General features: G+C 52.5%; 25 protein-coding genes and 1 pseudogene. 21 read left to right on the top strand and 5 right to left on the bottom strand.

The genetic code is table 11. The annotated features are described in order from the left end of the window. The first annotated feature begins 98 nt into the window (after window positions 1-98). Both B9L19_RS13485 and B9L19_RS13480 read left to right on the top strand, forming a co-directional pair. The gene (locus B9L19_RS13485; RefSeq protein ID WP_025948373.1) at window positions 99-845 is read left to right on the top strand and encodes a FixH family protein; all 747 of its coding nucleotides are present in this window, start codon (window positions 99-101) and stop codon (window positions 843-845) included. A gap of 166 nt (window positions 846-1,011) precedes the next feature. Then, window positions 1,012-2,052 (top strand): YkvI family membrane protein, encoded by a 1,041-nt coding sequence (locus B9L19_RS13480; protein WP_025948372.1) that lies wholly within the window; start codon window positions 1,012-1,014, stop codon window positions 2,050-2,052. Window positions 2,053-2,109: 57 nt separating this feature from the next. Here the strand turns inward: B9L19_RS13480 and B9L19_RS13475 are convergent, their stop codons facing one another. Then, a complete protein-coding gene (locus tag B9L19_RS13475; protein ID WP_025948371.1) occupies window positions 2,110-3,723 on the bottom strand; it encodes a methyl-accepting chemotaxis protein in 1,614 nt (537 codons plus the stop codon). A 140-nt stretch (window positions 3,724-3,863) separates the two neighbouring features. Here B9L19_RS13475 and B9L19_RS13470 point away from each other — a divergent pair, with 140 nt between their 5' ends. The 8 genes from B9L19_RS13470 to B9L19_RS13435 all read left to right on the top strand — a co-directional run bounded on the left by B9L19_RS13470 (window position 3,864) and on the right by B9L19_RS13435 (window position 10,913). After that, window positions 3,864-5,378, top strand: a complete 1,515-nt coding sequence (locus B9L19_RS13470; protein WP_033023901.1) for a spore germination protein — start codon at window positions 3,864-3,866, stop codon at window positions 5,376-5,378. Window positions 5,379-5,389: 11 nt separating this feature from the next. Then, on the top strand, window positions 5,390-6,475 hold the full coding sequence (locus tag B9L19_RS13465; RefSeq protein ID WP_025948369.1) for a Ger(x)C family spore germination protein: 1,086 nt from the start codon (window positions 5,390-5,392) through the stop codon (window positions 6,473-6,475). A 26-nt stretch (window positions 6,476-6,501) separates the two neighbouring features. Next, the gene (locus B9L19_RS13460) at window positions 6,502-7,614 is read left to right on the top strand and encodes a GerAB/ArcD/ProY family transporter (protein ID WP_025948368.1); all 1,113 of its coding nucleotides are present in this window, start codon (window positions 6,502-6,504) and stop codon (window positions 7,612-7,614) included. 172 nt (window positions 7,615-7,786) lie between these two features. Continuing rightward, entirely contained in the window at window positions 7,787-8,458 is a 672-nt protein-coding gene (queC, locus tag B9L19_RS13455) for a 7-cyano-7-deazaguanine synthase QueC (protein WP_047753435.1), read from the top strand. Next, a complete protein-coding gene (gene queD, locus B9L19_RS13450) occupies window positions 8,455-8,892 on the top strand; it encodes a 6-carboxytetrahydropterin synthase QueD (RefSeq protein ID WP_047753434.1) in 438 nt (145 codons plus the stop codon). The genes queC and queD overlap by 4 nt, the downstream gene beginning before the upstream one ends. Then, window positions 8,892-9,626: a 7-carboxy-7-deazaguanine synthase QueE gene (queE, locus tag B9L19_RS13445; RefSeq protein WP_025948365.1), complete on the top strand. Its 735-nt coding sequence runs from the start codon at window positions 8,892-8,894 to the stop codon at window positions 9,624-9,626. Before queD ends, queE begins: the two co-directional genes overlap by 1 nt. 51 nt (window positions 9,627-9,677) lie before the next feature. After that, on the top strand, window positions 9,678-10,175 hold the full coding sequence (queF, locus tag B9L19_RS13440; protein ID WP_025948364.1) for a preQ(1) synthase: 498 nt from the start codon (window positions 9,678-9,680) through the stop codon (window positions 10,173-10,175). A gap of 54 nt (window positions 10,176-10,229) precedes the next feature. Further along, window positions 10,230-10,913: an NAD(P)H-binding protein gene (locus tag B9L19_RS13435; RefSeq protein ID WP_025948363.1), complete on the top strand. Its 684-nt coding sequence runs from the start codon at window positions 10,230-10,232 to the stop codon at window positions 10,911-10,913. Window positions 10,914-10,945: 32 nt separating this feature from the next. Here the strand turns inward: B9L19_RS13435 and B9L19_RS13430 are convergent, their stop codons facing one another. After that, entirely contained in the window at window positions 10,946-11,125 is a 180-nt protein-coding gene (locus B9L19_RS13430) for a YkvS family protein (RefSeq protein ID WP_033005507.1), read from the bottom strand. Window positions 11,126-11,545: 420 nt separating this feature from the next. Here B9L19_RS13430 and B9L19_RS13425 point away from each other — a divergent pair. Together B9L19_RS13425 and B9L19_RS13420 are read left to right on the top strand one after the other, a co-directional pair. Further along, window positions 11,546-11,701: pseudogene (locus B9L19_RS13425) on the top strand (IS701 family transposase); the annotation flags it as partial. Window positions 11,702-11,841: 140 nt separating this feature from the next. Then, window positions 11,842-12,267, top strand: coding sequence for a GNAT family N-acetyltransferase (locus B9L19_RS13420; protein ID WP_047753428.1), 426 nt, complete (start codon window positions 11,842-11,844; stop codon window positions 12,265-12,267). 211 nt (window positions 12,268-12,478) lie between these two features. On the opposite strand, the gene B9L19_RS13415 is transcribed toward B9L19_RS13420, so the two are convergent. Both B9L19_RS13415 and B9L19_RS13410 read right to left on the bottom strand, forming a co-directional pair. Beyond that, a complete protein-coding gene (locus tag B9L19_RS13415) occupies window positions 12,479-13,063 on the bottom strand; it encodes a cell wall hydrolase (protein ID WP_047753427.1) in 585 nt (194 codons plus the stop codon). A gap of 200 nt (window positions 13,064-13,263) precedes the next feature. After that, complete coding sequence (locus B9L19_RS13410; RefSeq protein WP_025948362.1) at window positions 13,264-13,458, bottom strand: hypothetical protein; 195 nt, start codon at window positions 13,456-13,458, stop codon at window positions 13,264-13,266. A 170-nt stretch (window positions 13,459-13,628) separates the two neighbouring features. Between B9L19_RS13410 and B9L19_RS13405 the strand changes: the two genes are divergently transcribed. The 5 genes from B9L19_RS13405 (at window position 13,629) to B9L19_RS13385 (ending at window position 18,452) form a co-directional block, all read left to right on the top strand. Continuing rightward, a complete protein-coding gene (locus B9L19_RS13405; protein WP_047753426.1) occupies window positions 13,629-14,303 on the top strand; it encodes a hypothetical protein in 675 nt (224 codons plus the stop codon). Between the two features lie 267 nt (window positions 14,304-14,570). Beyond that, window positions 14,571-15,320, top strand: coding sequence for an SDR family NAD(P)-dependent oxidoreductase (locus B9L19_RS13400; protein WP_025948360.1), 750 nt, complete (start codon window positions 14,571-14,573; stop codon window positions 15,318-15,320). Between the two features lie 65 nt (window positions 15,321-15,385). Further along, entirely contained in the window at window positions 15,386-15,631 is a 246-nt protein-coding gene (locus tag B9L19_RS13395; RefSeq protein ID WP_025948359.1) for a YueH family protein, read from the top strand. A gap of 56 nt (window positions 15,632-15,687) precedes the next feature. After that, window positions 15,688-16,980 carry an ATP-binding protein gene (locus tag B9L19_RS13390; protein WP_025948358.1) on the top strand — a complete coding sequence of 431 codons (1,293 nt, stop codon included), beginning with the start codon at window positions 15,688-15,690 and terminating at the stop codon, window positions 16,978-16,980. Between the two features lie 302 nt (window positions 16,981-17,282). Next, entirely contained in the window at window positions 17,283-18,452 is a 1,170-nt protein-coding gene (locus B9L19_RS13385; RefSeq protein WP_172643478.1) for a cation:proton antiporter, read from the top strand. On the opposite strand, the gene B9L19_RS13380 is transcribed toward B9L19_RS13385, so the two are convergent. After that, window positions 18,402-18,674 carry a hypothetical protein gene (locus B9L19_RS13380; protein WP_047753425.1) on the bottom strand — a complete coding sequence of 91 codons (273 nt, stop codon included), beginning with the start codon at window positions 18,672-18,674 and terminating at the stop codon, window positions 18,402-18,404. The two genes, B9L19_RS13385 and B9L19_RS13380, sit on opposite strands and share 51 nt — an antisense overlap. Window positions 18,675-18,872: 198 nt before the next feature. Between B9L19_RS13380 and glcT the strand changes: the two genes are divergently transcribed. From glcT to ptsP, 4 genes are all read left to right on the top strand, one after another. Next, window positions 18,873-19,730, top strand: coding sequence for a glucose PTS transporter transcription antiterminator GlcT (gene glcT, locus B9L19_RS13375; protein WP_025948355.1), 858 nt, complete (start codon window positions 18,873-18,875; stop codon window positions 19,728-19,730). A 231-nt stretch (window positions 19,731-19,961) separates the two neighbouring features. After that, the gene (ptsG, locus tag B9L19_RS13370; RefSeq protein ID WP_025948354.1) at window positions 19,962-21,980 is read left to right on the top strand and encodes a glucose-specific PTS transporter subunit IIBC; all 2,019 of its coding nucleotides are present in this window, start codon (window positions 19,962-19,964) and stop codon (window positions 21,978-21,980) included. Between the two features lie 106 nt (window positions 21,981-22,086). After that, window positions 22,087-22,353, top strand: a complete 267-nt coding sequence (locus B9L19_RS13365) for a phosphocarrier protein HPr (protein WP_025948353.1) — start codon at window positions 22,087-22,089, stop codon at window positions 22,351-22,353. Then, window positions 22,353-24,074, top strand: coding sequence for a phosphoenolpyruvate--protein phosphotransferase (gene ptsP / locus B9L19_RS13360; RefSeq protein ID WP_089113958.1), 1,722 nt, complete (start codon window positions 22,353-22,355; stop codon window positions 24,072-24,074). Before B9L19_RS13365 ends, ptsP begins: the two co-directional genes overlap by 1 nt. The last annotated feature ends 14 nt before the right edge of the window (window positions 24,075-24,088 follow it).

Raw genomic sequence — 24,088 nt, 5'->3', positions numbered from 1 at the left:
CTATGATAAAGTGAAAAGCAGAAAAAGAGGCGGAAAAGACTTCGTCTTTGGTGCTCACGGTGATCATAATCTTTGAAGGATAAAGGAGAAAGGTGAAGATGAGAAGACATGTTCGATTCGCGTTTGCTGTTGTACTTTTGGGGACGATGATCATGGCTGCTTGTACCAATCACAACAAGCAAGCCGAGACGCCGGCCGTGCTTGACGTGAAAATCGATGCGCCGGATCATATCGATTTGAACAAACCGACGAAGCTCGCCTGCATCGTGACGTACGGCGGTGAAAAAGTAGACGATGCGAGCGAAGTCAAGTTTGAAGTATGGAAGCATGGAAGCGACGAGCGGGAAATGCTTGAAGCGAAGCATGACGGCGACGGCCGCTATTCGGTGGAAAAAACGTTCACCGAAGCGGGAACGTATTCGGTCGTCGTTCATGTAACGGCGCGCGACATGCATAATATGCCGAAAAAAGATATTGTCGCCGGCAATCCGGAGCAGGCGGCGACGGCTGACGGTGCGCGCGAAAACTCCCAAGGCAGTGCTGAAGAACACCATCATGGCGCCGTCGCCATTTCGCTGTCGTCCCGTTCGCTCGAAGCCGGAAAACCGGCGGCGTTGACCGTCCGCCTCACCAAAGATGGGAAGCCGTTGACAGGGGCGACTGTTCGTTTTGAAATGTGGCAGGCGGACAATAAGCATGAATTTGTCGATGCAAAGGAAAAAGGAAACGGCGAGTACGAAGCCATGGCCACGTTTGCCAACAAAGGAACGTATTCGGTGAAAGTGCACGTCGAAGGAAGCGGCGGACTGCACGAACATCAAGTCGAACAAGTGACGGTTCATTGATGGAAACGCGATTTCACATCGCACGTCATATTAATGAAGAGAGTTTGCAGTGTGTGAGAAGGCATCTTGTCTCGGATGCCTTCTTTTTTCGTTCTGTCGTCTTTCTTGTCCATGCCGGACATATATATGGCAATAAAGCAACGGACAAGAGAGGGAGATGGAGAAGTTGGGCAAGAGACACGAGTGGTCGGAAGCATGGCAAATCGCCGCTGTTTACGTCGGCACGGTGATTGGAGCGGGATTTGCGACTGGCAGGGAAATTATTGAATTTTTTACCCGCTACGGAATGGCTGGGACGATCGGGGTGGCGGTCAGCGGCGTTTTGTTCACATGGGGCGGCGCGCGCCTAATGGTGATGGCGCGCCGCATTGGAGCCGCGTCCTATGATGAATTGAATCGCTATTTGTTCGGAAGAATGTTGAGTCCGTTTGTGACGCTTGTGATGACGGCGATGATCGCGGGGGTGACGGCGGTGATGATCGCCGGGGCGGGCGCGGTGTTTGAAGAGCAGATCGGCTGGCCGCGGCAGGCGGGCGTCACGCTGACGCTCGGGTTGGCGCTTTTGGTCATGCTGTTTGACCGCAAAGGGCTGTTTGGCGTCAACGTGTTCGTCGCGCCGATGATGGTGCTGTTCAGCGCCATCGCCTTTGTGAAAACAATCGTGGCTGGCGATTTGTGCCGTCCGGACATGGCTGCGGTGGACTATTCCCTCAAGGCGATGTTGTCCCCGTTTTCCTATGCGGCGTTTAACTTGGCGATGGCCCAAGCGGTGTTGGTGCCGGTTGCCCGCGAAGCGACCAGTGAGCGGACGGTGAGGCGTGGGGCGATGTTAGGCGGAATGGTGTTGACGGTTTTGCTGCTGTTGAACCATATGGTGCTGCTGTCGTTTCCACACAAGGACGATTATGATATTCCAATGGCCGAAGTCGTTCATACGTTTTTTACTGTGTTGTATTGGCTTTATGTCGTCGTCATTTACGGAGAAATTTTTACCTCGGTCATCGGCGGCATGTTTGGGCTTGCACGCCAAGTGCGCGTTTGGGCGCCGCTTGGCGGGAAATGGCTGGGCGTGCTGCTCGTTTTGCTGTTTGCGGCAGTCAGCCCGTTTCATTACGGGGAGTTGCTGTCATTCATCTATCCACTGTTTGGTTATATGAGTCTTGTGCTGTTGTGGCTTCTTTGGCGCCGACGGCTGCCGCACCGATAAATCGGCCCTTTCGCTCCTTGGCGTTTCTTTGATGAAGGGGGGCGAAAGGGCTTGGTTTCATGATGAGTGGAAGCGGGCGATCATTTTTTCTAAATCGCGCGCTGCCGCAGCCAACGTGTCGGATTCCCGCGCCAACTGGTGAAGGGCGAGCGTCTGTTGCTCAAGCCCAGCCGCCGTTTCTTGCACCATGTTTGAAAAATCGGCGGCGACGGTGCGTACGTCTTCCATCAGTCCGCCGAGCTGCTCGCCGTCGGCGGTGATGGCGTTGACATATGATTCGTTTTGCTGAAGCAAATCGTTCAGCTGGGCGAACATGCCTTGAAACGATGTGAACGTTTCCCCTGTTTTCCAAAGAGAGTCTTTCGTTTTTTCAACGTGTCGGCCGCTTCCTTGCATCGCATGCACGGCTTCTTTGAGCGCGTTCGTCATGGCGTCGAGCGAGGCGAAAATTTCAGCGGCGAACACGTTTGTATCTTCAGCGAGCTTCCGCACTTCTTGGGCGACGATGGAAAAGCCGCGGCCCGCTTCACCCGCCCGCGCCGCTTCGATCGAGGCGTTTAGGGCGAGCAAGTTCGTTTGCTTGGCGATCGTGCGAATGGCGGCGATCATCTCATGAACGCGCGCCGCTTCAAGGGCGGCTTTGTCAATGAGGGTGGTCGTTTCGCCGATGCCGAGCTGCATCGCGTCCATGTTTGTTTTCGTTTCCTCAATGAGGCGGATGCCTTCGGCCGCTGACGACCAAGCGTCGCTTGCTTGCTTGACGACGCGTTCGACGGCGGCTCGCATGAGCTGCACGCGCTCCACCATCTTGCCGATGACGTCGCCCGCTTGCCGAACGGCGTCCGTCTGCTGTTTTGTTCCTTCACGGAACGTTTCGACGGCAGCGGCGATTTCGTCAAACGATTCAGAGAGGCGGCGCATTTCCATCTGCTGTTCAACGCTCACATCATGCACCGTTTTGGACGCTTTGCCAAGCTCATGGATGATCGTGCGGATGCCGAGAATCATTTTGTTGATTTCGTAGGCGATTTGATGAAATTCATTCCGTTTTCCCGTCGTTTTCACTTCTGTCTGCAATTGGCCTGAGGAGACGGTGCGGGCGACGCTGTACCAATGGCGAAGCTCGGCGGCAATGGCCCGATGCCAGGCGGCGCCAAGCCCAAGCCCAGCGAGAGCGGCGCACAGCGCGGCCAAAACGGGCGACGCCCCTGCGATGGAAGCGGCCAGTCCAACGGCTGCGGGCGTGATGGCGATGCTTGCTAACACCCATTGCAAATACGGACGGTGCATGAGCCGTCCCATCCGCAAATTGATCCGCCTTCCGCCCGGCTCCGTCCAACATGGGCAGCTGGCGTCAATCAGCACCTCGCCGGTATCGCGTTCGTACACTTGCAAGAGCGGCTTGTTCGTGCGGGCGGCAGCCAGCCCGACCGGGTCGGCAAACACCCTTCCCTCGCGAAGGCGGTTCGTATGGACAATTCCGTATCCGCTTTCATCGACAAGAACAAAATATTCATCACGGCCGAGCCGCTCGTCTAAAAAGGTGCGGATGCGGCCCGTCTGTTCTTCAAGCGGACGCGTTCGGTCGATCATCTCCCGCAGCGCTTCCGCCGTTTCTGTCACTTTTTTCAACGCTCGTTTCGCCCGACGCTGTTTCGTCAGTTCGCTCATAGACGATTCTCCTTTTCTCATTTGTCTATTTTCAATAATATATAGAAGATTTTGTCGAATCAATAGGATGAAAGGGGGATGCATAAAAATATCGATCGATTGGAAGACTATGCTGTAAACAGAAAGGTGAGGGGATGTTTGTGGGTTTATTCTCATTTTGGAAAAAAAAGAAAAAACGCTCCCCTCAGCGACCCATTTCGCAGCTTTGGGAAACGCTTCGGCAATCAAGCGATTTTGTTGAATTGTCGTTCATCGTTGGGGGCAAGGAGCTGTCGATTTACTATTTCGATTCGCTCGTCGATCCGCAAGTGCTGCAAGAGCGGATTCTTTGCCATTTGCAAAACGACATTCCAAAGCATCCGACTGTCCGCTTGGAAGACTTGCAGCAAATCGTGCCGATTCAGCGCATTGAGGTGAGCGAAGATGCAGCGCTGATTGAAGAGAAGGTGCTGAAAGGGTTTGTCGCTGTCACCTTCCGCGGACAACCAAACAAAGCGGCGCTCATGAGCGCCGCGGCTGAAAATTTGGGGCTTCGGGAAAACAATGATTCGGAAAACGAATTCAGCGTCGTCGGACCGAAAGTCGGATTTGTGGAAAACGTCGGGGTCAACTTGCACCTCATCCGCCGGCAAGTGGTGACGCCGAATCTTGTCTTTCGGGAAATGTCGATTGGTTCGGTGTCGAAAACGAAAGTGGTCATCGCCTACATCGATGGCGTCGCCAATCCGGAAGTCGTTCAAACGGTGACGCAGCGGCTTGAGTCCATTCGTTTTGACGTCGTGTTTGACAACGCCATTTTGGATCAGCTGCTCGCGGATAATTCACGGACGCCGTTTCCTCTTTTTATCTCGACCGAGCGGATCGATCGGGCGGTGTATGCTCTTATTTCTGGACAAGTCGTGGTGCTTTGCGACGGCTCTCCATATGCCCTAGTTGGTCCCTCTGCCATTTTTGATTTTTTTACGTCCCCCGAGGACTATTATTTGCCATGGGTGCTCGGCACGTTTTTCCGGCTCATCCGGTTTTTCGGCGTGGTGTTTTCGGTGTTGGCGTCGCCGATTTATGTGGCGGTGCTGACGTATCATTATGAAATGATTCCCGAAGACTTGCTTGGACCGATCATTTATTCCCGCTCGAACGTGCCATTTCCGCCGGTTCTCGAGGTGCTGTTTTTGGAAATTACGATTGAGCTGCTGCGCGAGGCCGGAGCGCGGCTGCCGACGAAAGTCGCACAAACGCTCGGGATTGTCGGCGGGATTGTCATCGGGCAAGCAACCGTTGATGCCGGGCTGACGAGCACGATTTTGTTGATTGTCGTCGCGTTGGCGGCGCTCGCTTCGTTTACAACGCCGATTTTCAAAATGTCCAACACGATCCGGTTTATCCGGTTCCCGTTTATTTTGTTTGCCGCTTTCTGGGGCGGGATCGGCATCATCTTTGCCGTCTGCGGGCTGCTCATTCATTTAGGGCGGCTGCAGTCGTTTGGTTATCCGTATTTGCTGCCGTTTTATCCATTTCGTGTGCGCAGCTTCCGCGATACATTCATTCGTTCGCCATACAGTGAAACGGCGGAGCGGCCGATGTTTCTTCGTCCGCGGTCGCGGTTTCGTTACGATCCGAATGCGGCGAAGCAAAAACGCGATATTGATGAGTAAGGGGGATCGCGATGAGGCGTGGGCTTCTATGGGTCGGTGCGCTGCTGTTGCTTGGCGGCTGCGCCAGTTCGCGGCCGATTGACGAAATTCAAATTATTCAACAGATGGGGTATGATTTCGAGAACGGCCGCTACACTGGGACTGCGGTGTACCCGACGTTCAAGCAAGGGCCGATGACAAAGCCGAATATGCTGACGACGACGTCGCCGACCATCTACGACTTGATTCCGCGCCTGTCATCGAAATCCGCGCTGCCGGTTGAGGAAGGGCAGTTGCGGCTTATTTTGTTCGGCAAGGAGTTTGCTAGGCGGGGGGTGACGCAAATTACGCACAGCCTCGCGCGCAACAACAAAGTCGGCAGCCATTTGCTGCTTGGCGTGGCCGAAGGAAGGGCAAAGGAGCTGCTGAACATCACGGCGAACACGACGCTGAGCGATACGTTGTATTTGCCGAATCTGGTGGAGCAGAACGAGCAGTCCATGAACTTGCCGAAAACGAATTTGCACTTGTTTTTGTATCGCTATTTTTCCCCAGGCAGCGACCCATTTTTGCCGTATTTTGAGAAAAAAGGAGATTTCGTCAAGCTCGAAGGGGTCGCGTTGTTTCGCGACGACCGATACGTGGGGCATGTGAGTTTGCGTGATTCGTTTTTGATGAAAATTTTGCTCGGGGAAACAAAAAACGGCGTCTACCAGCTGAAGGTTGGGAATCGCGGAAAACAGGGCGAGGATCGGGTGATGCTGCAAAACTTATGGGCGAAGCCGAAATATGAATGGAAGCGTAATGGAAGCCGCCATGTGCTTGATGTGTTCGTCCATATCCATGCGTCGGTGCGGGATTACCCGTCATGGCTCGATCAGTCGGATCAAGATTTGTTTGCTGATGTGAAGAAAAAAATGCAAAACGAATTGGAGCATAATATGCGCCGGTTATTCCGTTATTTTCAGAAAAAACGGATTGATCCGCTCGGCATCGGTGATTTTGTCCGCAGCGTGACAAGACACTGGGATTCCGACGCGTTTTACCGCGAATACCCGGATCTAGACATCCGCCCGCACGTCACGGTGGATATCGTCCATACCGGCATTGGCGAATAAGACGGGGAACATGAGGAGGGATTAGGATGAAGCAGGCCATTCAGGAACGGTTTCTCATCTCCCCGTTTCTTGTGTTTTTTGTCATTCATGCTACGCAAGTTGGGGTCGGGGCACTCAATTTTCAGCGTCCTCTGATGAAAGAGGCGGGGCAGGATGCCTGGATGGCAGTCTTAATGGCCGGGCTGGCGGCGCACGTGTTGATTTGGCTGATGTATCGGCTGCTGTCGCATTCTCCATCAGGCGGAGACCTCGTGTCGCTTCATGAACAGTATTTCGGGCGGTGGATCGGCGGAGTGCTCAGCTTTGGATTGTTATTGTACTATGCACTTGCCGCTTTGACGGTGCTTCAGGCATACATTGAAATTATCAAAGTGTGGGTGTTCCCGTTGATAGGGGCGTGGCAGTTCAGCCTTATGTTTTTGCTGCTGACGTATTACGCCGTTCTTGGCGGGTTTCGCGTCGTGGCCGGTTTATGTGTGTGGGGAGTCGTGATTCCGCTCGCTACTATTTTCCCGATGTTGTTTTTTCCGCTCGAGTACGCACAATACCGAAACTTTCTGCCAATGTTTGATCATTCATTCGGACAGTTAATCAAAGCGGCAAAACATATGGCTCTGCAATATTTAGGGTTTGAAATGCTGCTTATGTATTACCCGTTTTTAAAACAGGCCCCGTCCTCGCAAAAGTGGGCGCATGCGGCCAATGCATTTACGATCTTTATTTATTTAGTGGTCATATTCATTTCGATTGTGTTTTACAATAAGGAACAGGTTGCGCATATGACATGGCCGACGCTGACGCTGGCCAAAATTCCGGAAGTGCCGTTTATCGAGCGGATGGAGTATATTGTCATCTCGATTTACGTGCTCGTTGTGTTTCCGATCATTACGGTCTCGGTTTGGGCGGCGACGCGCGTGATCAAACAGCTGTTTGCTGTTCAGCAGCGCCGTTCGCTTCCAGTGTTGCTCGCTTGCTTATTTGTCGGGACGCTGTTTTTCCAAGAGAAGACAGATATTGAGCGGTTGACGGAATGGACAGCGAAGGCGGGATTTTATCTTGTCGCGGTGTATGTTCCGCTCCTGTATGTGTATGTATGGACGGCGGAAAAAGTGAAAAAGGCGCTACAACAAAAGCCATAAGTATGGTATAGTAAATAAAGAAAACAGAAGAATCACAATTCCGTACGCTTGTACGGGAGAGGTTTCTAGCAAAACCCTCTATAAAAAACTAGGGACGGCTGTATCCTAGGGGTATGGCCTTTTTTGTTTTGGAAACCTCTTCTTCTGCTGATTCAGAAGGAGGTTGATTGTGATGAAGATGAAGGAAGAAAAGGCGGTCGTCGTCTTCAGCGGCGGCCAAGACAGCACGACGTGTTTGTTTTGGGCAAAACAGCAGTTTGGGGCAGTGGAAGCGGTGACGTTTGACTATGGGCAGCGCCATCGCCGCGAAATTGAAGTCGCTCAGGCAATTGCCGCTGAGCTTGGCGTCCGCCATACGGTGCTTGATATGTCGCTGCTTGGGCAATTGGCGCCGAACGCCTTGACGCGTGATGATATCGCCATCGAACAAAAGGAAGGCGAGCTGCCGACAACGTTTGTGGACGGACGCAATTTATTGTTTTTATCGTTTGCGGCGGTGCTCGCCAAACAGCGGGGCGCGCGCCATATTGTGACGGGAGTGTGCGAGACGGATTTCAGCGGCTATCCGGATTGCCGTGATGTGTTTATCAAATCATTGAACGTCACGCTGAATTTAGCGATGGATTACGAATTTGTCATTCATACGCCGCTCATGTGGCTGACGAAAGCGGAGACGTGGCAGCTCGCTGATGAGCTTGGGGCGCTCGAGTTCATTCGCACGAAGACGCTGACGTGCTATAACGGCATCATCGCCGACGGCTGCGGCGAATGTCCAGCGTGCGTGCTGCGCAAGCGCGGATTGGATGACTATTTGCGGGAAAAAGCGGGGGTGGAGCGGCCATGATGCACCAGCTTTATCCGCAAGTGATGCACCCTTACCGCTATGAGCTGAACAAAGATATGCACATCGCCGCCGCCCATTTCATCCCGCACGAAGCGGCCGGGAGCTGCGCCAACGTGCACGGCCACACGTACATCGTCAATGTGACGATTGCCGGCGATGAGCTCGATGAAAGCGGATTTTTGGTCAATTTTCAAACGATCAAACAGCTTGTGCATGGAAAGCTGGATCATACGCTGCTCAATGACCATGCCGATTGCTTTGATGAAAACGACCCGAACCGGTTTCCGACGACGGAAGTGGTGGCGCGCACGATTTATGAAACAATTCAGCGCTATTTGGATACGCTGCCGCACAAGCCGACATGTTTGCAAGTGTTTGTCCGCGAAACGCCGACAAGTTATGTCGTCTACCGGCCGAAAGCGGGGGAGCGGTGATGGCGCGCACGATTCCGGTGCTGGAGATTTTTGGTCCGACCATCCAAGGAGAGGGAATGGTGATCGGCCAAAAGACGATGTTCGTCCGCACAGCCGGCTGCGATTATCGCTGCCGCTGGTGCGATTCGGCGTTTACGTGGGACGGATCGGCGAAAGACGAGATCGAGCAGCTGACGGCAGACGACATTTGGCGGCGGCTTGAAGCCATGGGCGGCCGCCGCTTCCGCCACGTGACGATTTCAGGCGGCAACCCGCTTCTGATTGCGGCTCTTGGGGAGCTCATCGCGCTTCTTCATGAAAAAGGGATGCGGGTTGCGGTTGAAACGCAAGGGAGCCGTTGGCAAGACTGGCTGCTCGATGTAGACGATATCACCATTTCCCCAAAACCGCCAAGCTCGGGGATGGACACCGACTGGTCGGCGCTCGATCCAATCATGGAACGGCTGCAGGCTGACCGAAGCCGGGTGCGGCGCATCAGCTTGAAAGTCGTCGTCTTTGATGACGCCGATTTGGCGTATGCGAAAGAGGTGCACCGCCGTTACCCAGGCGTTCCGTTTTACTTGCAGGCAGGAAACGCCGATGTGGCCGATTCGGATGTGGATGCACTCCGCGCGAAGCTTCTCAGTCGGTTGGAATGGCTGGTGGAGCAAGCCGCCGATTCGGAGGAGCTGGCCGACGTCCACATCTTGCCGCAGCTGCACACGCTTCTTTGGGGAAACAAGCGCGGCGTGTAAAGCGGGGGTGCGGCAGCTCACGTTGCATGAATCAAAGGGAGGAATGAAGGAATGGCAGGAAGAAAAGAGGAAGAATTGAAAGACTTGACGCTGCTTGGCCATCAAGGGACAACGTATTCGTTTACGTACAATCCCAATCTTCTTGAAGTGTTTGACAACAAACATCCTGACCGGGATTATTTCGTGAAGTTCAATTGTCCGGAGTTCACTTCGCTATGTCCCAAAACCGGCCAGCCGGACTTCGCGACGATTTACATCAGCTACATCCCGGACAAAAAATGCGTCGAAAGCAAATCGTTGAAGCTGTATTTGTTCAGCTTCCGCAATCATGGCGACTTTCACGAAGACTGCGTCAACATCATTATGAACGATTTGATTAAAGTCATGGAACCGCGCTATATCGAAGTGTGGGGCAAATTCACCCCGCGCGGCGGCATTTCCATCGATCCGTACTGCAACTGGGGGCGTCCGGGGACGAAATACGAAAAAATGGCGGAATATCGGCTGCTCAACCACGACTTGTATCCAGAAAAAGTCGACAACCGCTAAACTACAAAAAAAGAGGTAGTTTTTTCGCCAAAACTCCTATATAATGGACAATGAATGTTTGCCTTGGAGGTTTTGGCGTTGGAGCGAAGAACAGCTCTTTTGCTTGGGGCGAGCGGTTTGGTCGGCGGAGAGTTGCTCAAGTTGCTGCTTGAGTCGGATTTGTACCGGCAAGTGACCATTTTCGTCCGCACGCCGCTGCCGATTGAGCATGAAAAGCTGCGGCAAGTCGTCGTCGATTTTGCGCGGCTTGAATCGTATGAGCGGCATTTTTATGTCGATGATGTGTTTTGCTGCCTCGGAACGACGCGGAAAAAGGCGAAAACAAAGCAGCAGTTCATTCAAGTTGACTATGAATATACGCTGCGCGCGGCGGCGCTGGCGGAAAAGTGCCGCGTGAAAAGCTTTTTGACCGTCTCTTCGGTTGGCGCCAACCCGTGTTCGCCGTTTTTTTACCAACGCATCAAAGGGGAAACGGAAGAAGCGCTGCAGCGGCTTGCCATTCCGTCGCTCCATATTTTTCGTCCGTCGCTGCTTGTCGGCAAACGCCGGGAGTTCCGCCTTGGCGAGACGCTCGCCGGGTGGCTGTTATGCCGGTTGCCGTTTTTGTTCGTCGGCAAATGGAAAAAGTATAAGCCGGTCGACGCCCGTCAGCTTGCTTTGGCGATGTTTTACCGGGCGGCGTCCGCAACGAGCGGCGTCCATATCTATGAATGCGACGAACTCGCCCGCATTTCGTAAACAAAAAAGAGGCTCTTGACGGCCTCTTTTTTCTATTCAATAATCTTATAATTTTTATGGTTGACCACCGTCCGCTCTTGCAAATCAAGCTCGCGGTAGTTTTTCATATATGTCAAATCGACGATGACCGAATTTTCGTTCACTTTTTCCACGATGCCGCGCAATCCATTTTTAAATTCAATAATGTCCCCGACTTTTGCTTTTTTCACCATTCTATCATTCCCCTTTTTAAACCGAATATAGTCGTCGGCGGCTAAAACGGGCGTGATCGGCCGAAAAGGCGGCCGGCCGGTGCGCCCTGGCCGTTGTGCCCGCTCTTTATAAAAAGGAGCAGGCGCTTTTTTACTAGTTTGCCTTATTTTTATGCACAAGTAAAGGGGTTTCTTTCCTAAAATCTGATATTTTAAAAAAAAAAACAAGGGGCGAAGCCGTTAACTATACTATAATGATTAGAGGATATTATGTTCAGTATAAGAACATATATCCTCTTTTTCATACATAATAGATTCATTATCTGTAGATGAGCAAATTCGCTAACATAAATTGACAATCAAACAAAAAAGGAGACATGAACCGGACTCCTTGGTTAGAATAGATGTGCTACCAACTACCCACAAGGAGGTTCATGTCCCATGAATAGATTAGCACATCACCAAGGAATCTACAAGTTTTTCTTCACTTTGGGGTTGACGCTGCAACTTTCCAAACCGGTCTTGAAGCATCTCGTTCACATTGTCGATGCCTTGACCACCAAGGGATTTTCGGGAACGTTGACCGATGTCCATCACTGGCGCACCCTAGGTCTGTAAGATATCCACAAAACTGAAAAAGGATGTAAGGGATTTTGTCGAAAAATATTTTTTGGACACCCCTGAGAGGCCGAAAAGCCTTGATAGATCAACATTTCTAGAGGGAGGTTTTGATTTTTTTGGAACATATAACAATAGCCAAATTGAATGAATTAGATGAGATAGTAAGAATCGATGCGGAAGTTATTGGAGATGAAAGCAGAAGAACATACATAAAGAAAGCAATTGAAGAAGGGGGTTGTTTAGTCGCTAAAGTTAACAGGTCAATTGTTGGTTTTTTGGTTTACAACACTCATTTTTTTGAATGTAGTTTTATCTCATTAGTTGTTGTAAAACCTTCAGAAAGAAGAAAAGGATATGCGAAATCACTAATCAAGTATTTTGAAAATATATCTCCAACGGAAAAGATTTTTTCTTCAACGAATCAATCTAATGAGAGAATGCACAGGGTATTCTTATCACTTGGATATAGTAAGAGTGGTTTTATTGATAATCTGGATGAAGGAGACCCTGAAATAATTTACTTTAAACAACTCAAAAAATAACTCTCTTACTTATCTCCCATGGAAGAACGAATGAACTTCCATCATCTGTGGCGCTACGAAGCGATGCATGGGCGGCTAACGGGTGGAATTAGTTCAATCCAAAATAAAAAAGGTAAGCAAACATATTATACATGACTAATATGTGCTTACCTTTATTTTTTTAGCATTTTTTAATTTTAGGTCTTGATAAAGAGAATCCCCTTGTTTTCGTCTACTTGGCAAACACATGGTTGCCGATGACGACGGTCACTGGGCGCGAGCGCAGCCATTTGCTTTTCGCCGTTTTCGGATTATAGAAATAGAGCGAGCCGTTTCCTAAACCGCGAAAAGCAAGTGCTTCTTCAACGGCGCGGTATGATTCACGGTCGGCCGGTTCGTTGATCGATCCGTTTGCGACCGGCGTGAATGCATAATGGCCGCCAGAGCGCTCATAAATGACGGCGCGGATCGTATCCGGAAAATCCGGATGGTCGACGCGGTTGAGCACGACCGTTGCCACGGCCACTTTCCCGGCGTACGGTTCCCCTTTCGCCTCGGCATGGACGAGGCGAGCGAGCAAATCTTTCTCCGCCGCCGTGATGCCGGCATCAGGGATGACGAGTTTTTCACCAGGATATAGCCAGTCGCCTTTGCGGTTTGTCTGCTGCAGTTGTTTCAGCGGCACACCGTATTGTTTCGCGATGTTCCAAAGCGTGTCGCCGCGCTTGACGGTGTGGATCGTCGCCGCATCGGCATGGCCGGCAAAGAAAAAGATGCCGCACAACATAGCCGTCACCCATGCTTTTGCTTGTTTCATCCACTTCCCTCCTTTTGTCTTGCAAACTCGCTACTAGAGTAACAAGGATCACGCGATGAGTCATTATCGAAATGATGGAAAAAACGCGCGAGGCATTGAAATGACTAGTTTCATAGAGAAGGGTGGAAAATTCTTCGTGAGCAAAAACACCCGGCTTCTAGGGCGGAAAGCCGGGTGTGAAGCCATGGGAACAGGAGCTTTTAGCTGCGTGGAGCATCCATATAGTGGTAAATAACATGGCCGCCGCGCTGGGCGATGCCGCGAAATCGTTTGAAGTCGGGCTGTTTGACGAGCACGGCGCGAAAAACAGGGAAGTCCTCTTTTTTCACCAACAGTTCGGAGATGATTCCGTTGCGCAAATCATCGATTTGCTTGGCCGCCAGCGCTTCATTCATTGCACATCCCTCCAAGCATCGTTCGGTGTCGTCACCGTTATTGATCGTATCACAGACGCCTGTTGGGTGAAATACCTATATTTTGGCCGGGCAAACACCCTTTGCTTGTTCCGACATACAATATGGGTGGGTACGCGCCCCGAGAATATAAGCAAGAAAGGGAGAGAACAATGAATCATTGGGATCCGTATATGAATGGTCCGTTTTCAACCTCTTCCGGCCATGACAGTGAAGCCGGGTGGATGGAGAATAACGTGCCACCGATGGCTCCGCTATCGGCAACGACGCCAAATGAAGGGATGCCGACTCAAGTGATGCCGATGGCGTATTATCCGCCGGCAATGCCTTATGGCTATTGGTGTCCACCGGTTGCGCCGCCAGCGCCGCTTGTCAGTCCGGTCCATCTTGACAGTCCAGACAGTCCGGACAGCTCCGATATGATGCTGCCGGCGCCGCCGCTCGGTTTAGGAGCCGGGCCGAATATGGCCCATGCTTCCGTTTGGCCGATGGGGGGGAAAGAAAACAAGCCGCCGATGACGCCTGATGACGCCGCTATTCCGTATGGCATGACGGCCCCGTATGCAGAAAACGTTCCCCCGGCTGGCAGCGCGGCTCCCGTGGCCGTTCCTGGCACGCTGTCTGGAATGGCTGCTGGTGCAACATCAAGTTTCGTTCCTGGCGCACATCCATATGCGCCGCTGTACTATCCACCGATGGCGCCGCAGCCGTATGCCCCGGTGATGCCGTATGGCTATGGCTATCCTGCCGCGCCGCTGCCTCCATATTATGGCGGAGGAACCCCGTATGCGCCTGGCTTTCCCATCTCGTATGGCCCCTATCGGTAAGATGCCAAAAAAGACCGCCGAATGGCGGTCTTTTTCACATCTCGGGCCGAGAAAATCCTTACTTCCATGCATGAGCGCAAGTGGGGATGAATCGGTATCTTTCCTCATCCACCTTCCTCTTGCACCAAAAGAACGAAAGGTATAAAATGGTCATGAATAGAACAAATGTTCCTTATCGTGGGAGACAGGTCATGCATAAAGCCTACCGTTTTCAGTTGGATCCCACCCGAAAGCAAACGGAGCAAAGGAAGGGAGAAGAGATTGCACGTGAGCATGGAACAGAAAACAGCCATTGTCACCGGTGGAGCGAATGGGATCGGCAAGGCGATCGCTAGAGCATACGCAAAACAGGGAGCGAACGTCGTGATCATCGACCGCGATATTCAAAACGGTGAAGCGTTCGCCGCGCAATTGCAGTCGGACGGGTTCCAGGCGATCTTTGTGGCAGCGGATGTGCGGAAGGTGGACGATATTGAACGGTTTGTACAAGAAGCTGCCGGCCGCTTCGGCCGCATTGACTATTTGATCAACAATGCTGGCGTCTCACGCTGGAAGTCGCCGTATGAGCTGACGGCCAAGGAGTGGGATGACGTGCTGTCAACGAATTTGCGCAGCGCTTTTTTTGCTTCTCGAGAAGCAGCGAAATATATGCGCCGCAATGCAAAAGGCGGAGCCATCGTCAACATTGCCTCGACAAGGGCGCTCATGTCCGAGCCGAATTCCGAGGCGTACGCTGCATCGAAAGGCGGCCTTGTCGCTTTGACCCATGCGCTGGCGGTGTCGTTTGCGGATGATCGCATTCGCGTCAATTGCATCAGCCCCGGTTGGATTGAAACGGGCGATTATGGGCAATTGCGAGACATTGACCACCGGCAGCACCCGGCCGGCCGCGTCGGCAAACCGGACGATATCGCCCGCGCTTGTCTGTATTTATGCGATGAGGAAAACGATTTTATCACCGGGGTTAATTTGGTCATCGACGGGGGAATGACAAGGAAAATGATTTATATTGAGTAGGGAGCGGGCGTTTGTTAAAATAAACAAAATGGAGACGGTTTGAAAGGAAAAGGTGAGACGGAAACATGAAAATCCGCAAAACGCCGGTGATGGACGGACAAGCTCCGGCTAATGTCTACATTTACGAAAATCGAAAAGAAGAATATATCGTGATGGCCATTCCGGCGCTTGAGTGGTCATTTTCGTTCGCCTATGAGGAAGAGGCGGAGGCGGTGGCCGAGCGGCTTGAGGCATCGCTAAAAAAGCGGCTTGACCATGAGCGCGCCGCCCTCTTGGCCGTGCGGTTGCTCGGCTGGGCGCGGGAAATGTAGCCTAGAGAGCGACCGTGGCCGCCAGCGACTTTGCATGTTAGGGGTTCGATGAGAACGTGGTCAACAAAACAAAAGTAATCGCCGTATACATCATGGGCAGCATTTTATGGATTGCCGCCACCGACACCTTGCTCAATATGCTGTCGATCAGCCGCGCTGTATATATGGCGCTTGGCGCCGCCAAAGGGGCCGTGTTTATTTTGCTCTCGGCTATTTTTTTGTACCAGCTGTTAAAAAAACGCGAGCAGCTGGAAAAGATCGAAGAAAATGAACAACAGCTGCTTACGCTCATCAATTCGATGCCCGATTTCGTTTGCTTTAAAGACAGCGAGGGTCGATGGCTGCGCGTCAACGATTTCGGACAGCGGCTTTATCATCTCGAGCGTATCGACTATGTCGGGAAAACCGATCGTGAACTTGGCGAGCTGGTGCCGTTTTTTAAGGACGCTTTCGAGCAGTGCATCGAATCGGACCGCGAAGCATGGAAAAACGGAACGGTCACGCGCCGCGAGGAATCGTTTGCGACGCCGGATGGAGAAGTGAAGACGTTTGACGTCATTAAAGTGCCGCTCTTTGACGAAAACGGAGCGCGCAAAGGGCTGCTGACGATCGGCCGCGACATTACCCAGCAAAAGCTTGCTGAGGAGCTGCTCTTGAAAAAAGAAAAGCTGTCCGTTCTTGGCGAGCTGGCCGCCGGCATTGCCCATGAAATTCGCAACCCGCTCACCTCCATGAAAGGATTTATTCAGATGATGCAAGAAACACGCGAAGTGAATGATCATTACATGCGCATTATGTTAAATGAGCTCGGCCGCATCAACCAAATTGTCAGCGAGCTGTTGGTGCTCGCTAAGCCGCAAAGCCACGATTATCGGCCGTTTTTGCTAGACGAGGCCCTTTCGTATGTCATCAGCTTGATTGGCCATGAGGCGACGTTGAACAACGTTTCCATTTCCGTCCATAACACCGCTCCGAAAGCTTGTGTGTACGGCGATCAAAACCAAATTGTTCAAGTGTTGTTGAACGTTATGAAAAATGCCATCGAAGCGATGCCTGATGGCGGAATTCTATACGTCCACGTTGCGGAAGCGGACGGGAAGGTCTTGGTCGATGTTGCCGACACCGGCGTCGGCATTCCGAAAGAGCGGCTGCAGAAAATCGGTGAACCGTTTTTCACTTTGAAAGAAAAAGGAATGGGGCTCGGGCTGACGACAAGCATGAAAATCGTTCAAGAACATAAAGGAACGATGCGGATCGAAAGTGAGGTTGGGAAGGGAACGACTGTTCATTTGACGTTTCCGTCCGGCGGCGTCAAAGCCGCAAACGGCCGGCAAAATACGCTGTCATAACAACAGGCGTCCACGCAGAGCGAGGATGTCTGTTTTTTTTTGGCTAACGGCTCAATCCATGGCTGATAGGCAGACGAGTTCTATGGCAGGCAGCGGCTGATGTTTTGTGGATCATCATAGGCCCTTCCGGTGCACAGCGCGTTTTGGTTCGTCAAATTTCTCTTTCAGTTTTTTAGGGTCGAAACTGCCGATCGTGCAGGGAACGATTCTGACTTAGCTTTGCTTGAAGTGGGAGACTTCTTTCGGAAATCCGTTAAAAATGAAACCTATTGCACATGATAAACGTAGTTTGAGGAGGAATAATGGGAAAAGGATGTGATGATGTGTTCATCGCCCAACTGGCAGTCATTTTATTTGCCGCCAAACTTGCCGGCGATCTTGCCGTGCGCCTTGGCCAACCTGCCGTGCTCGGCAAGCTGCTCATCGGCATTGTGCTTGGTCCGAGTGTGCTCGGTGTGATCGAGGATACCGACCTTTTGCAGGAGTTAAGCCAAATCGGCGTCATTTTGCTTATGTTTATCGCCGGCCTTGAGACGGATATGGACCAGTTTCGGCGCACTGGAAAAGCTGCTGTGGCGGTCGGAGTGCTCGGCATTCTCGTTCCGCTGCTCGCCGGGTATGCGGCTGGCGCAGCGTTCGGCATGGAAACCGGCACAGCTCTTTTCCTCGGACTTTTGCTGTCCGCAACGAGCGTCAGCATTTCCGTGCAGGCGCTCAAAGAGATGGGACAGCTGCAATCGAAGGAAGGATCCGCGATTCTCGGCGCAGCGGTGATCGACGATGTGTTGGTTGTCATCGCGCTGGCGTTTTTATTGAGCTTGACGGGCGGTGACGTTGACCTCGGAGCGGTTGTGCTGAAAAAAGTCATCTTTTTTGCCGTTGCCATTTTGCTCGCTTGGAAAGCCATCCCGCTCGTGCTAAAGTGGTTTGCCCCGCTGCGTGTGACGGAAACGGTTGTGTCAGCTGGTTTGATCATTTGCTTTGCGTTTGCTTACTTCGCTGAAGCGACGGGAGTGGCGGCGATCATCGGAGCCTATATGGCCGGGCTTGGCGCGAGTTTTACGGACTATCGGGAAGAAGTATTTGAGAAAATGGAAACGATCGCCTATTCTTTGTTTGTCCCTGTCTTTTTTACCTCCATCGGGGTTGCGGCCGACTTTTCCGGCATCGTCGAGCATTGGCCGCTGATTGTCGGTTGGAGTGCGCTCGCGATTTTGACAAAGCTTGTCGGCGCCGCGCTGGGGGCAAAATGGGCCGGATTTTCGTGGGGAAGCTCGCTGGCGGTCGGCGCTGGCATGGTGTCGCGCGGTGAGGTGGCGCTCATCATCGCCGGCATCGGCTTGGAGGCCGGCCTGCTTGATGGGGACATGTTTGCGGTCATGATCATCGTCGTATTGGCAACGACTGTTGTGACGCCGCCGTTATTGAAGATGATTTTCAGCCGTCTTCATCCGGTGCGCCGGACGGCCTAGTCGCCGTCGAAGTGGGCGGCCGGGCCGATGGCCGCCGGCGCTATAGCGGCAAAACAGCGGGGCTGTCCCCAAAAAAGGGGAGCCTCGCTGTCGCTGCGAGCGGTTCTTTTTCGCTTGCTTGGCCGTATCCACGCTGTCTTTGGCCATTTCTGCCTCCGCCTTGGAGACGGTCGGGTTGGCTGTTTCTTGGTTCACTTTCTTTTGTCTCCCTTTGTTCGACATGCGACCTCCTTTCGGCCCGTTTCGCTCCGCTGCCGTATGCCCGCAAAATCTTTCCTCCCTCCCAGCACTCTTATTAGTATGTCGAGAAGAGCGGCGCCCCATCCAAAAAAACGTCATTGAGAGCGATGGCCCGTCCGGTTTATAATGTAGTCTGCATAGACTAGCGGCAGACGATGGGTGCAGAAAGGAGGGATCCTGATGGAACAGCCGTTTCGCGTCGAAAAAACGCTCAACAATAACGTGTTAATCGCTTCCCATCCGGCGTATGGCGAAGTCGTTTTGCTTGGCAAAGGAATCGGCTTCGGCAAAAAACGGGGGGACGAGATTGCGAAGAGCGCTGTGGAAAAATGTTTCGTTCTGAAAAACGAACGTGAACAAGAGCAATACAAAAAGCTGCTTCCGGAATTGAGCGAAGAATTCATCGCCCTCATGAGCGAGGTGGTTCAACATATTCAGCAACGCGTGGGCGCACCGCTCGACGAGCACATCCATGTGGCGCTGACGGACCATATCGCTTTTACATTGAAGCGGCTTGAACAAGGATTGGACGTCAAAAACCCGTTTTTGGCTGAGACGAAAAGCTTGTATCCGTTGGAATATGAAATTGCCAATGAAGTGGCCCGCACGATTGAACAAAAGCTCGGAGTCTCCCTGCCTGAAGGGGAGACAGGCTTTATTGCCCTTCATATTCATAGCGCGATTTCCAAACAAAGCGTGTCGGAAGCGAATCGATATTCCCAGCTCATTGCTGATCTTGTCAAGATCGTCGAGCAACAGCTTGGCGTTGACATCGACCGCGAGAGCGTTCATTATTTGCGTTTCGTCCGCCATTTGCGCTATGCGATTGAGCGGATGAAAAAAGGCGAAAAAGTCGAAGAACCAAAAAATTTGTCGAAAATCTTGAAGGAAGCGTATCCATTATGCTATAATCTAGCATGGAAGTTGGTCAAAGTCATGCAGCAAACGCTTCATCTGCCGGCGGACGATGCCGAGGCGGTCTATTTGACGTTGCATCTGCAACGGCTGGCGGAGAAAAAGAACAATACAACTGCATAGGTTGTCTCGCTTTACGTGTTACTGACTCGATCAGGCATGAGTAAAGAGGGCAAATAAGGCGGCAACAGCTGCGAATGTATGCGCGCTGTTGTAAGCGTTCTTTTTGCCTCTCTTTAATCATGCCTTTTTTATTGCGCCGGTGCCCTTCGGAAGCGTCCGCTCCATTTTCGGTACATGAATCAGCTGTTTGCTGCAAAACTTAAGAAAAGGAACCTAAAGGAGGTTATGAAGATGAAGCGAGCGTTTGGCACGCTGCAAAAAGTCGGGAAAGCGCTCATGCTGCCGGTGGCGATTTTGCCGGCGGCCGGGATTTTGCTGGCGCTTGGCAACGCCTTGAAAAACCCGGCGCTCACGGACAAAATTCCCGCATTAAAAGCCGATTGGGTCGTGCTCGTCTCCAACGTGATGGAGCAAGCAGGCGGCATCGTCTTCTCCAACTTGTCGCTCTTGTTTGCGGTTGGTGTGGCGATCGGTCTTGCCGGCGGGGACGGGGTCGCAGGCTTGGCGGCGATTATCGGCTACTTGATTATGAACGTGACGATGAGCGTCATCTTAGGCGTAACGGCCGATATGGTCGGCTCTGACCCGTCGTACGCCAACATTCTCGGCATCCCGACGCTGCAGACGGGCGTCTTCGGCGGGATTATCGTTGGGATTTTGGCCGCGTACATGTACAACAAATACTTCAATATCGAACTGCCGCAATATCTCGGCTTTTTCGCCGGCAAGCGGTTCGTGCCGATCGTGACGGCGGCGTCCGCAGTCGTGCTTGGCATTATCATGACATTCGTTTGGCCGCCGATTCAGCACGGGCTCAATGCGTTTTCGCACAATATGATCGATGCGAACAAACCGTTGGCCGCCTTTATTTTCGGCGTCATCGAACGGGCGTTGATTCCATTTGGCTTGCATCACATTTTCTATGCACCGTTTTGGTTTGAATTTGGCGAATACGTCAATAAAGCCGGGCAAGTGGTGCATGGCGACCAAAAAATCTTTTTCGAGCAGCTGAAAGACGGCGTGGAACTGACGGCCGGCACGTTCATGACCGGGAAGTTTCCGTTTATGATGTTTGGTCTCCCGGCAGCGGCGCTTGCGATTTACCATGAAGCGCGGCCGGAAAACAAAAAAGTTGTGGCCGGCATCATGGGATCGGCCGCGTTGACATCGTTTTTGACCGGGATTACCGAACCGATCGAATTTTCGTTCTTGTTTGTCGCCCCGGCGCTGTTTGCCATTCACTGCGTCTTTGCCGGCTTGTCGTTTATGATCATGCACTTGTTGAACGTCAAAATCGGGATGACCTTCTCCGGCGGGGTCATTGACTTCTTGCTGTTTGGCGTTCTGCCAAACCGGACGGCATGGTGGCTCGTCATTCCGGTCGGCTTGGTGTTTGCCGTGATTTATTATTTCGGATTCCGTTTTGCGATCCGCAAATGGGATTTGGCGACGCCGGGCCGGGAAAAAACGGTCGAGGAAGCACCGAAAGCCGAGGCAGCCGCCGCTGGCGACCTGCCGTATGAAGTGCTCGCTGCCCTTGGCGGAAAGGAAAACATCGAACATTTGGACGCATGCATTACACGTTTGCGCGTTTCGGTCCATGATATCGGCCGGGTCGATAAAGATCGCCTGAAGGCGCTTGGCGCTGCCGGGGTGCTTGAAGTCGGCAACAACGTGCAAGCGATTTTCGGTCCGAAATCGGATATGTTAAAAGGGCAAATTCAAGACATCATGCAAGGAAAAACGCCGGCCCGGGCGGAAGAGAAACCGAAAGCAGCGGCTTTGGTAGCCGCGGAGTCCGAAACGATTGCTTCGCCGATGTCCGGAGAAATCGTTCCGCTCGCTGAAGTGCCGGACCAAGTGTTTTCGCAAAAAATGATGGGCGACGGGTTCGCGGTCATGCCGACGGCCGGCACGGTCGTCTCTCCGGTTGATGGCAACATCATCAACGTCTTTCCGACGAAGCACGCCATTGGCATTCAGTCGGCCGGCGGGCATGAAATTTTGATCCACGTCGGCATCGACACGGTGAAGCTGAACGGCCAAGGGTTTGAAGCGCTTGTGAAGGAAGGCGACGAAGTGAAAAAAGGGCAGCCGATTTTGCGCGTCGACCTTGATTATGTCAAACAGAACGCGCCATCGATCGTCACGCCGGTGATTTTCACGAATCTCAAAGCCGGCGAAACGGTTCACGTCAACAAGCAAGGCTCAGTTGCTCGAGGAGAAGACGCTGTTGTGACGATCCGCTAAACTGCTTATTCGCCGCGGGGCGGGACCAAGCATTTTCCGTTGCCTCCCCGCCCCTGCATTTGATATGATGGCAAAGAAAAAATTGAAGAAAAGGGGAATGATGAACATGGCAGAAAAGACGTTTAAAGTCGTTTCGGATTCCGGCATCCACGCTCGTCCGGCGACGATTTTGGTGCAAACGGCGAGCAAATTCAACAGCGAAATCCAGCTTGAGTACAACGGCAAAACAGTGAACTTGAAATCGATCATGGGCGTCATGTCATTAGGCATTCCGAAAGGGGCCACGATCAAAATCACGGCAGAAGGGGCCGATGCAGCAGAAGCAATGACGGCGTTAACGGATACGTTGGCGAAAGAAGGTCTTGCGGAATAATGGAAAAAATGATTCATGGCATCGCCGCTTCAAGCGGCATCGCCATCGCCAAGGCATATCGCTTGGAAACGCCTCATTTGGCGGCGGAAAAACGAACGGTCGCCGACGTCGAGGCGGAAATTGCGCGGCTTGAGGCGGCGGTCGCAAAAGCGAAAGAAGAGCTGGAAGCCATCAAGCAGCATGCCTTGGAAAAACTTGGAGAAGACAAAGCCGCCATTTTTGCCGCCCACTTGCTTGTGCTTGACGACCCAGAATTGCTGAACCCGATTAAGGAAAAAATCAAAACAGAACAAGTGAATGCGGAATATGCGCTCCATGAAACGGCATCGTTTTTCATTTCCATGTTTGAAGGCATGGACAATGAGTATATGAAAGAGCGGGCCGCCGATATCCGCGATGTGACAAAGCGCGTCCTCGCCCATCTGCTTGGCGTCACGATCTCGAACCCGAGCCTCATTTCTGAGGAAGTCGTGATCATCGCTGAAGACTTGACGCCATCCGATACGGCGCAGCTGAACCGCCAATATGTGAAAGGATTTGCCACCGACATCGGCGGGCGAACGTCGTACTCGGCCATTATGGCCCGCTCGCTCGAAATTCCGGCTGTCGTCGGCACGAAGGCGGTGACGGCGGAAGTAAAAAACGGCGACATGGTCATCGTCGATGGGCTCGACGGTCAAGTCGTCGTCAATCCGTCACCGGAGCTGCTTGCGCGTTATGAAGAGAAGCGGGCTCGCTATGAGGAGCAAAAAGCGGAATGGGCGAAGCTTGTCGATCAACCGACGGTCACCGCTGATGGCGTGCACGTTGAGCTGGCGGCCAATATCGGCACGCCGGACGATGTGAAAGGAGCGTTGGCCAACGGAGCGGAAGGGATCGGATTGTATCGCACGGAATTTTTATACATGGGACGATCGGAGCTGCCTACGGAAGACGAACAGTTTGCGGCTTACAAAACGGTGCTGGAACAAATGAATGGCAAGCCGGTCGTTGTGCGTACGCTTGACATTGGCGGCGACAAAGAGCTGCCGTATTTGCAGCTGCCGAAAGAAATGAATCCGTTCTTAGGGTTCCGGGCAATCCGCCTTTGCCTTGAGATGCAAGATATGTTCCGCACGCAGCTGCGCGCCTTGCTGCGGGCGAGTGTGCACGGCAATTTGAAAATCATGTTCCCGATGATTGCGACGCTCGATGAATTCCGCCAAGCGAAAGCCATTTTGCTTGAAGAAAAAGAGGCGCTCCTCCGCCAAGGGGTTGCCGTTGCGGATGGAATTGAAGTCGGCATGATGGTGGAAATCCCGGCGGCTGCCGTCATGGCGGACCAGTTTGCGAAAGAAGTCGATTTCTTCAGCATTGGAACGAACGACCTGATCCAATATACGATGGCGGCCGACCGGATGAATGAGCGTGTTTCGTATTTGTACCAGCCGTACAACCCGGCCATTTTGCGGCTCATCAGCCACGTGATCGATGCCGCCCATCGCGAAGGAAAATGGGTCGGGATGTGCGGGGAAATGGCCGGCGACCCGATCGCCATTCCGATTTTGCTTGCCCTTGGCCTTGATGAGTTCAGCATGAGCGCCACCTCGATTTTGCCAGCGCGCGCTCAGTTGAAACAACTGGCGAAAGAAGAGGCGGCCCGCATCAAAGAGACGGTGTTGTCGCTCGGCACGGCTGAGGAAGTCGTGTCGTTTGTCAAACGAACATTTTCACTTGCCTGAATGAAAGCGTGGCG

It is taken from the genome of Geobacillus thermocatenulatus (genome assembly GCF_002217655.1).
Classification (GTDB): Bacteria; Bacillota; Bacilli; order Bacillales; family Anoxybacillaceae; genus Geobacillus; species Geobacillus thermocatenulatus.
The sequence above is the reverse complement of the archived record's forward strand: the minus strand, read 5'-3'. Positions and strand labels throughout refer to the sequence as shown.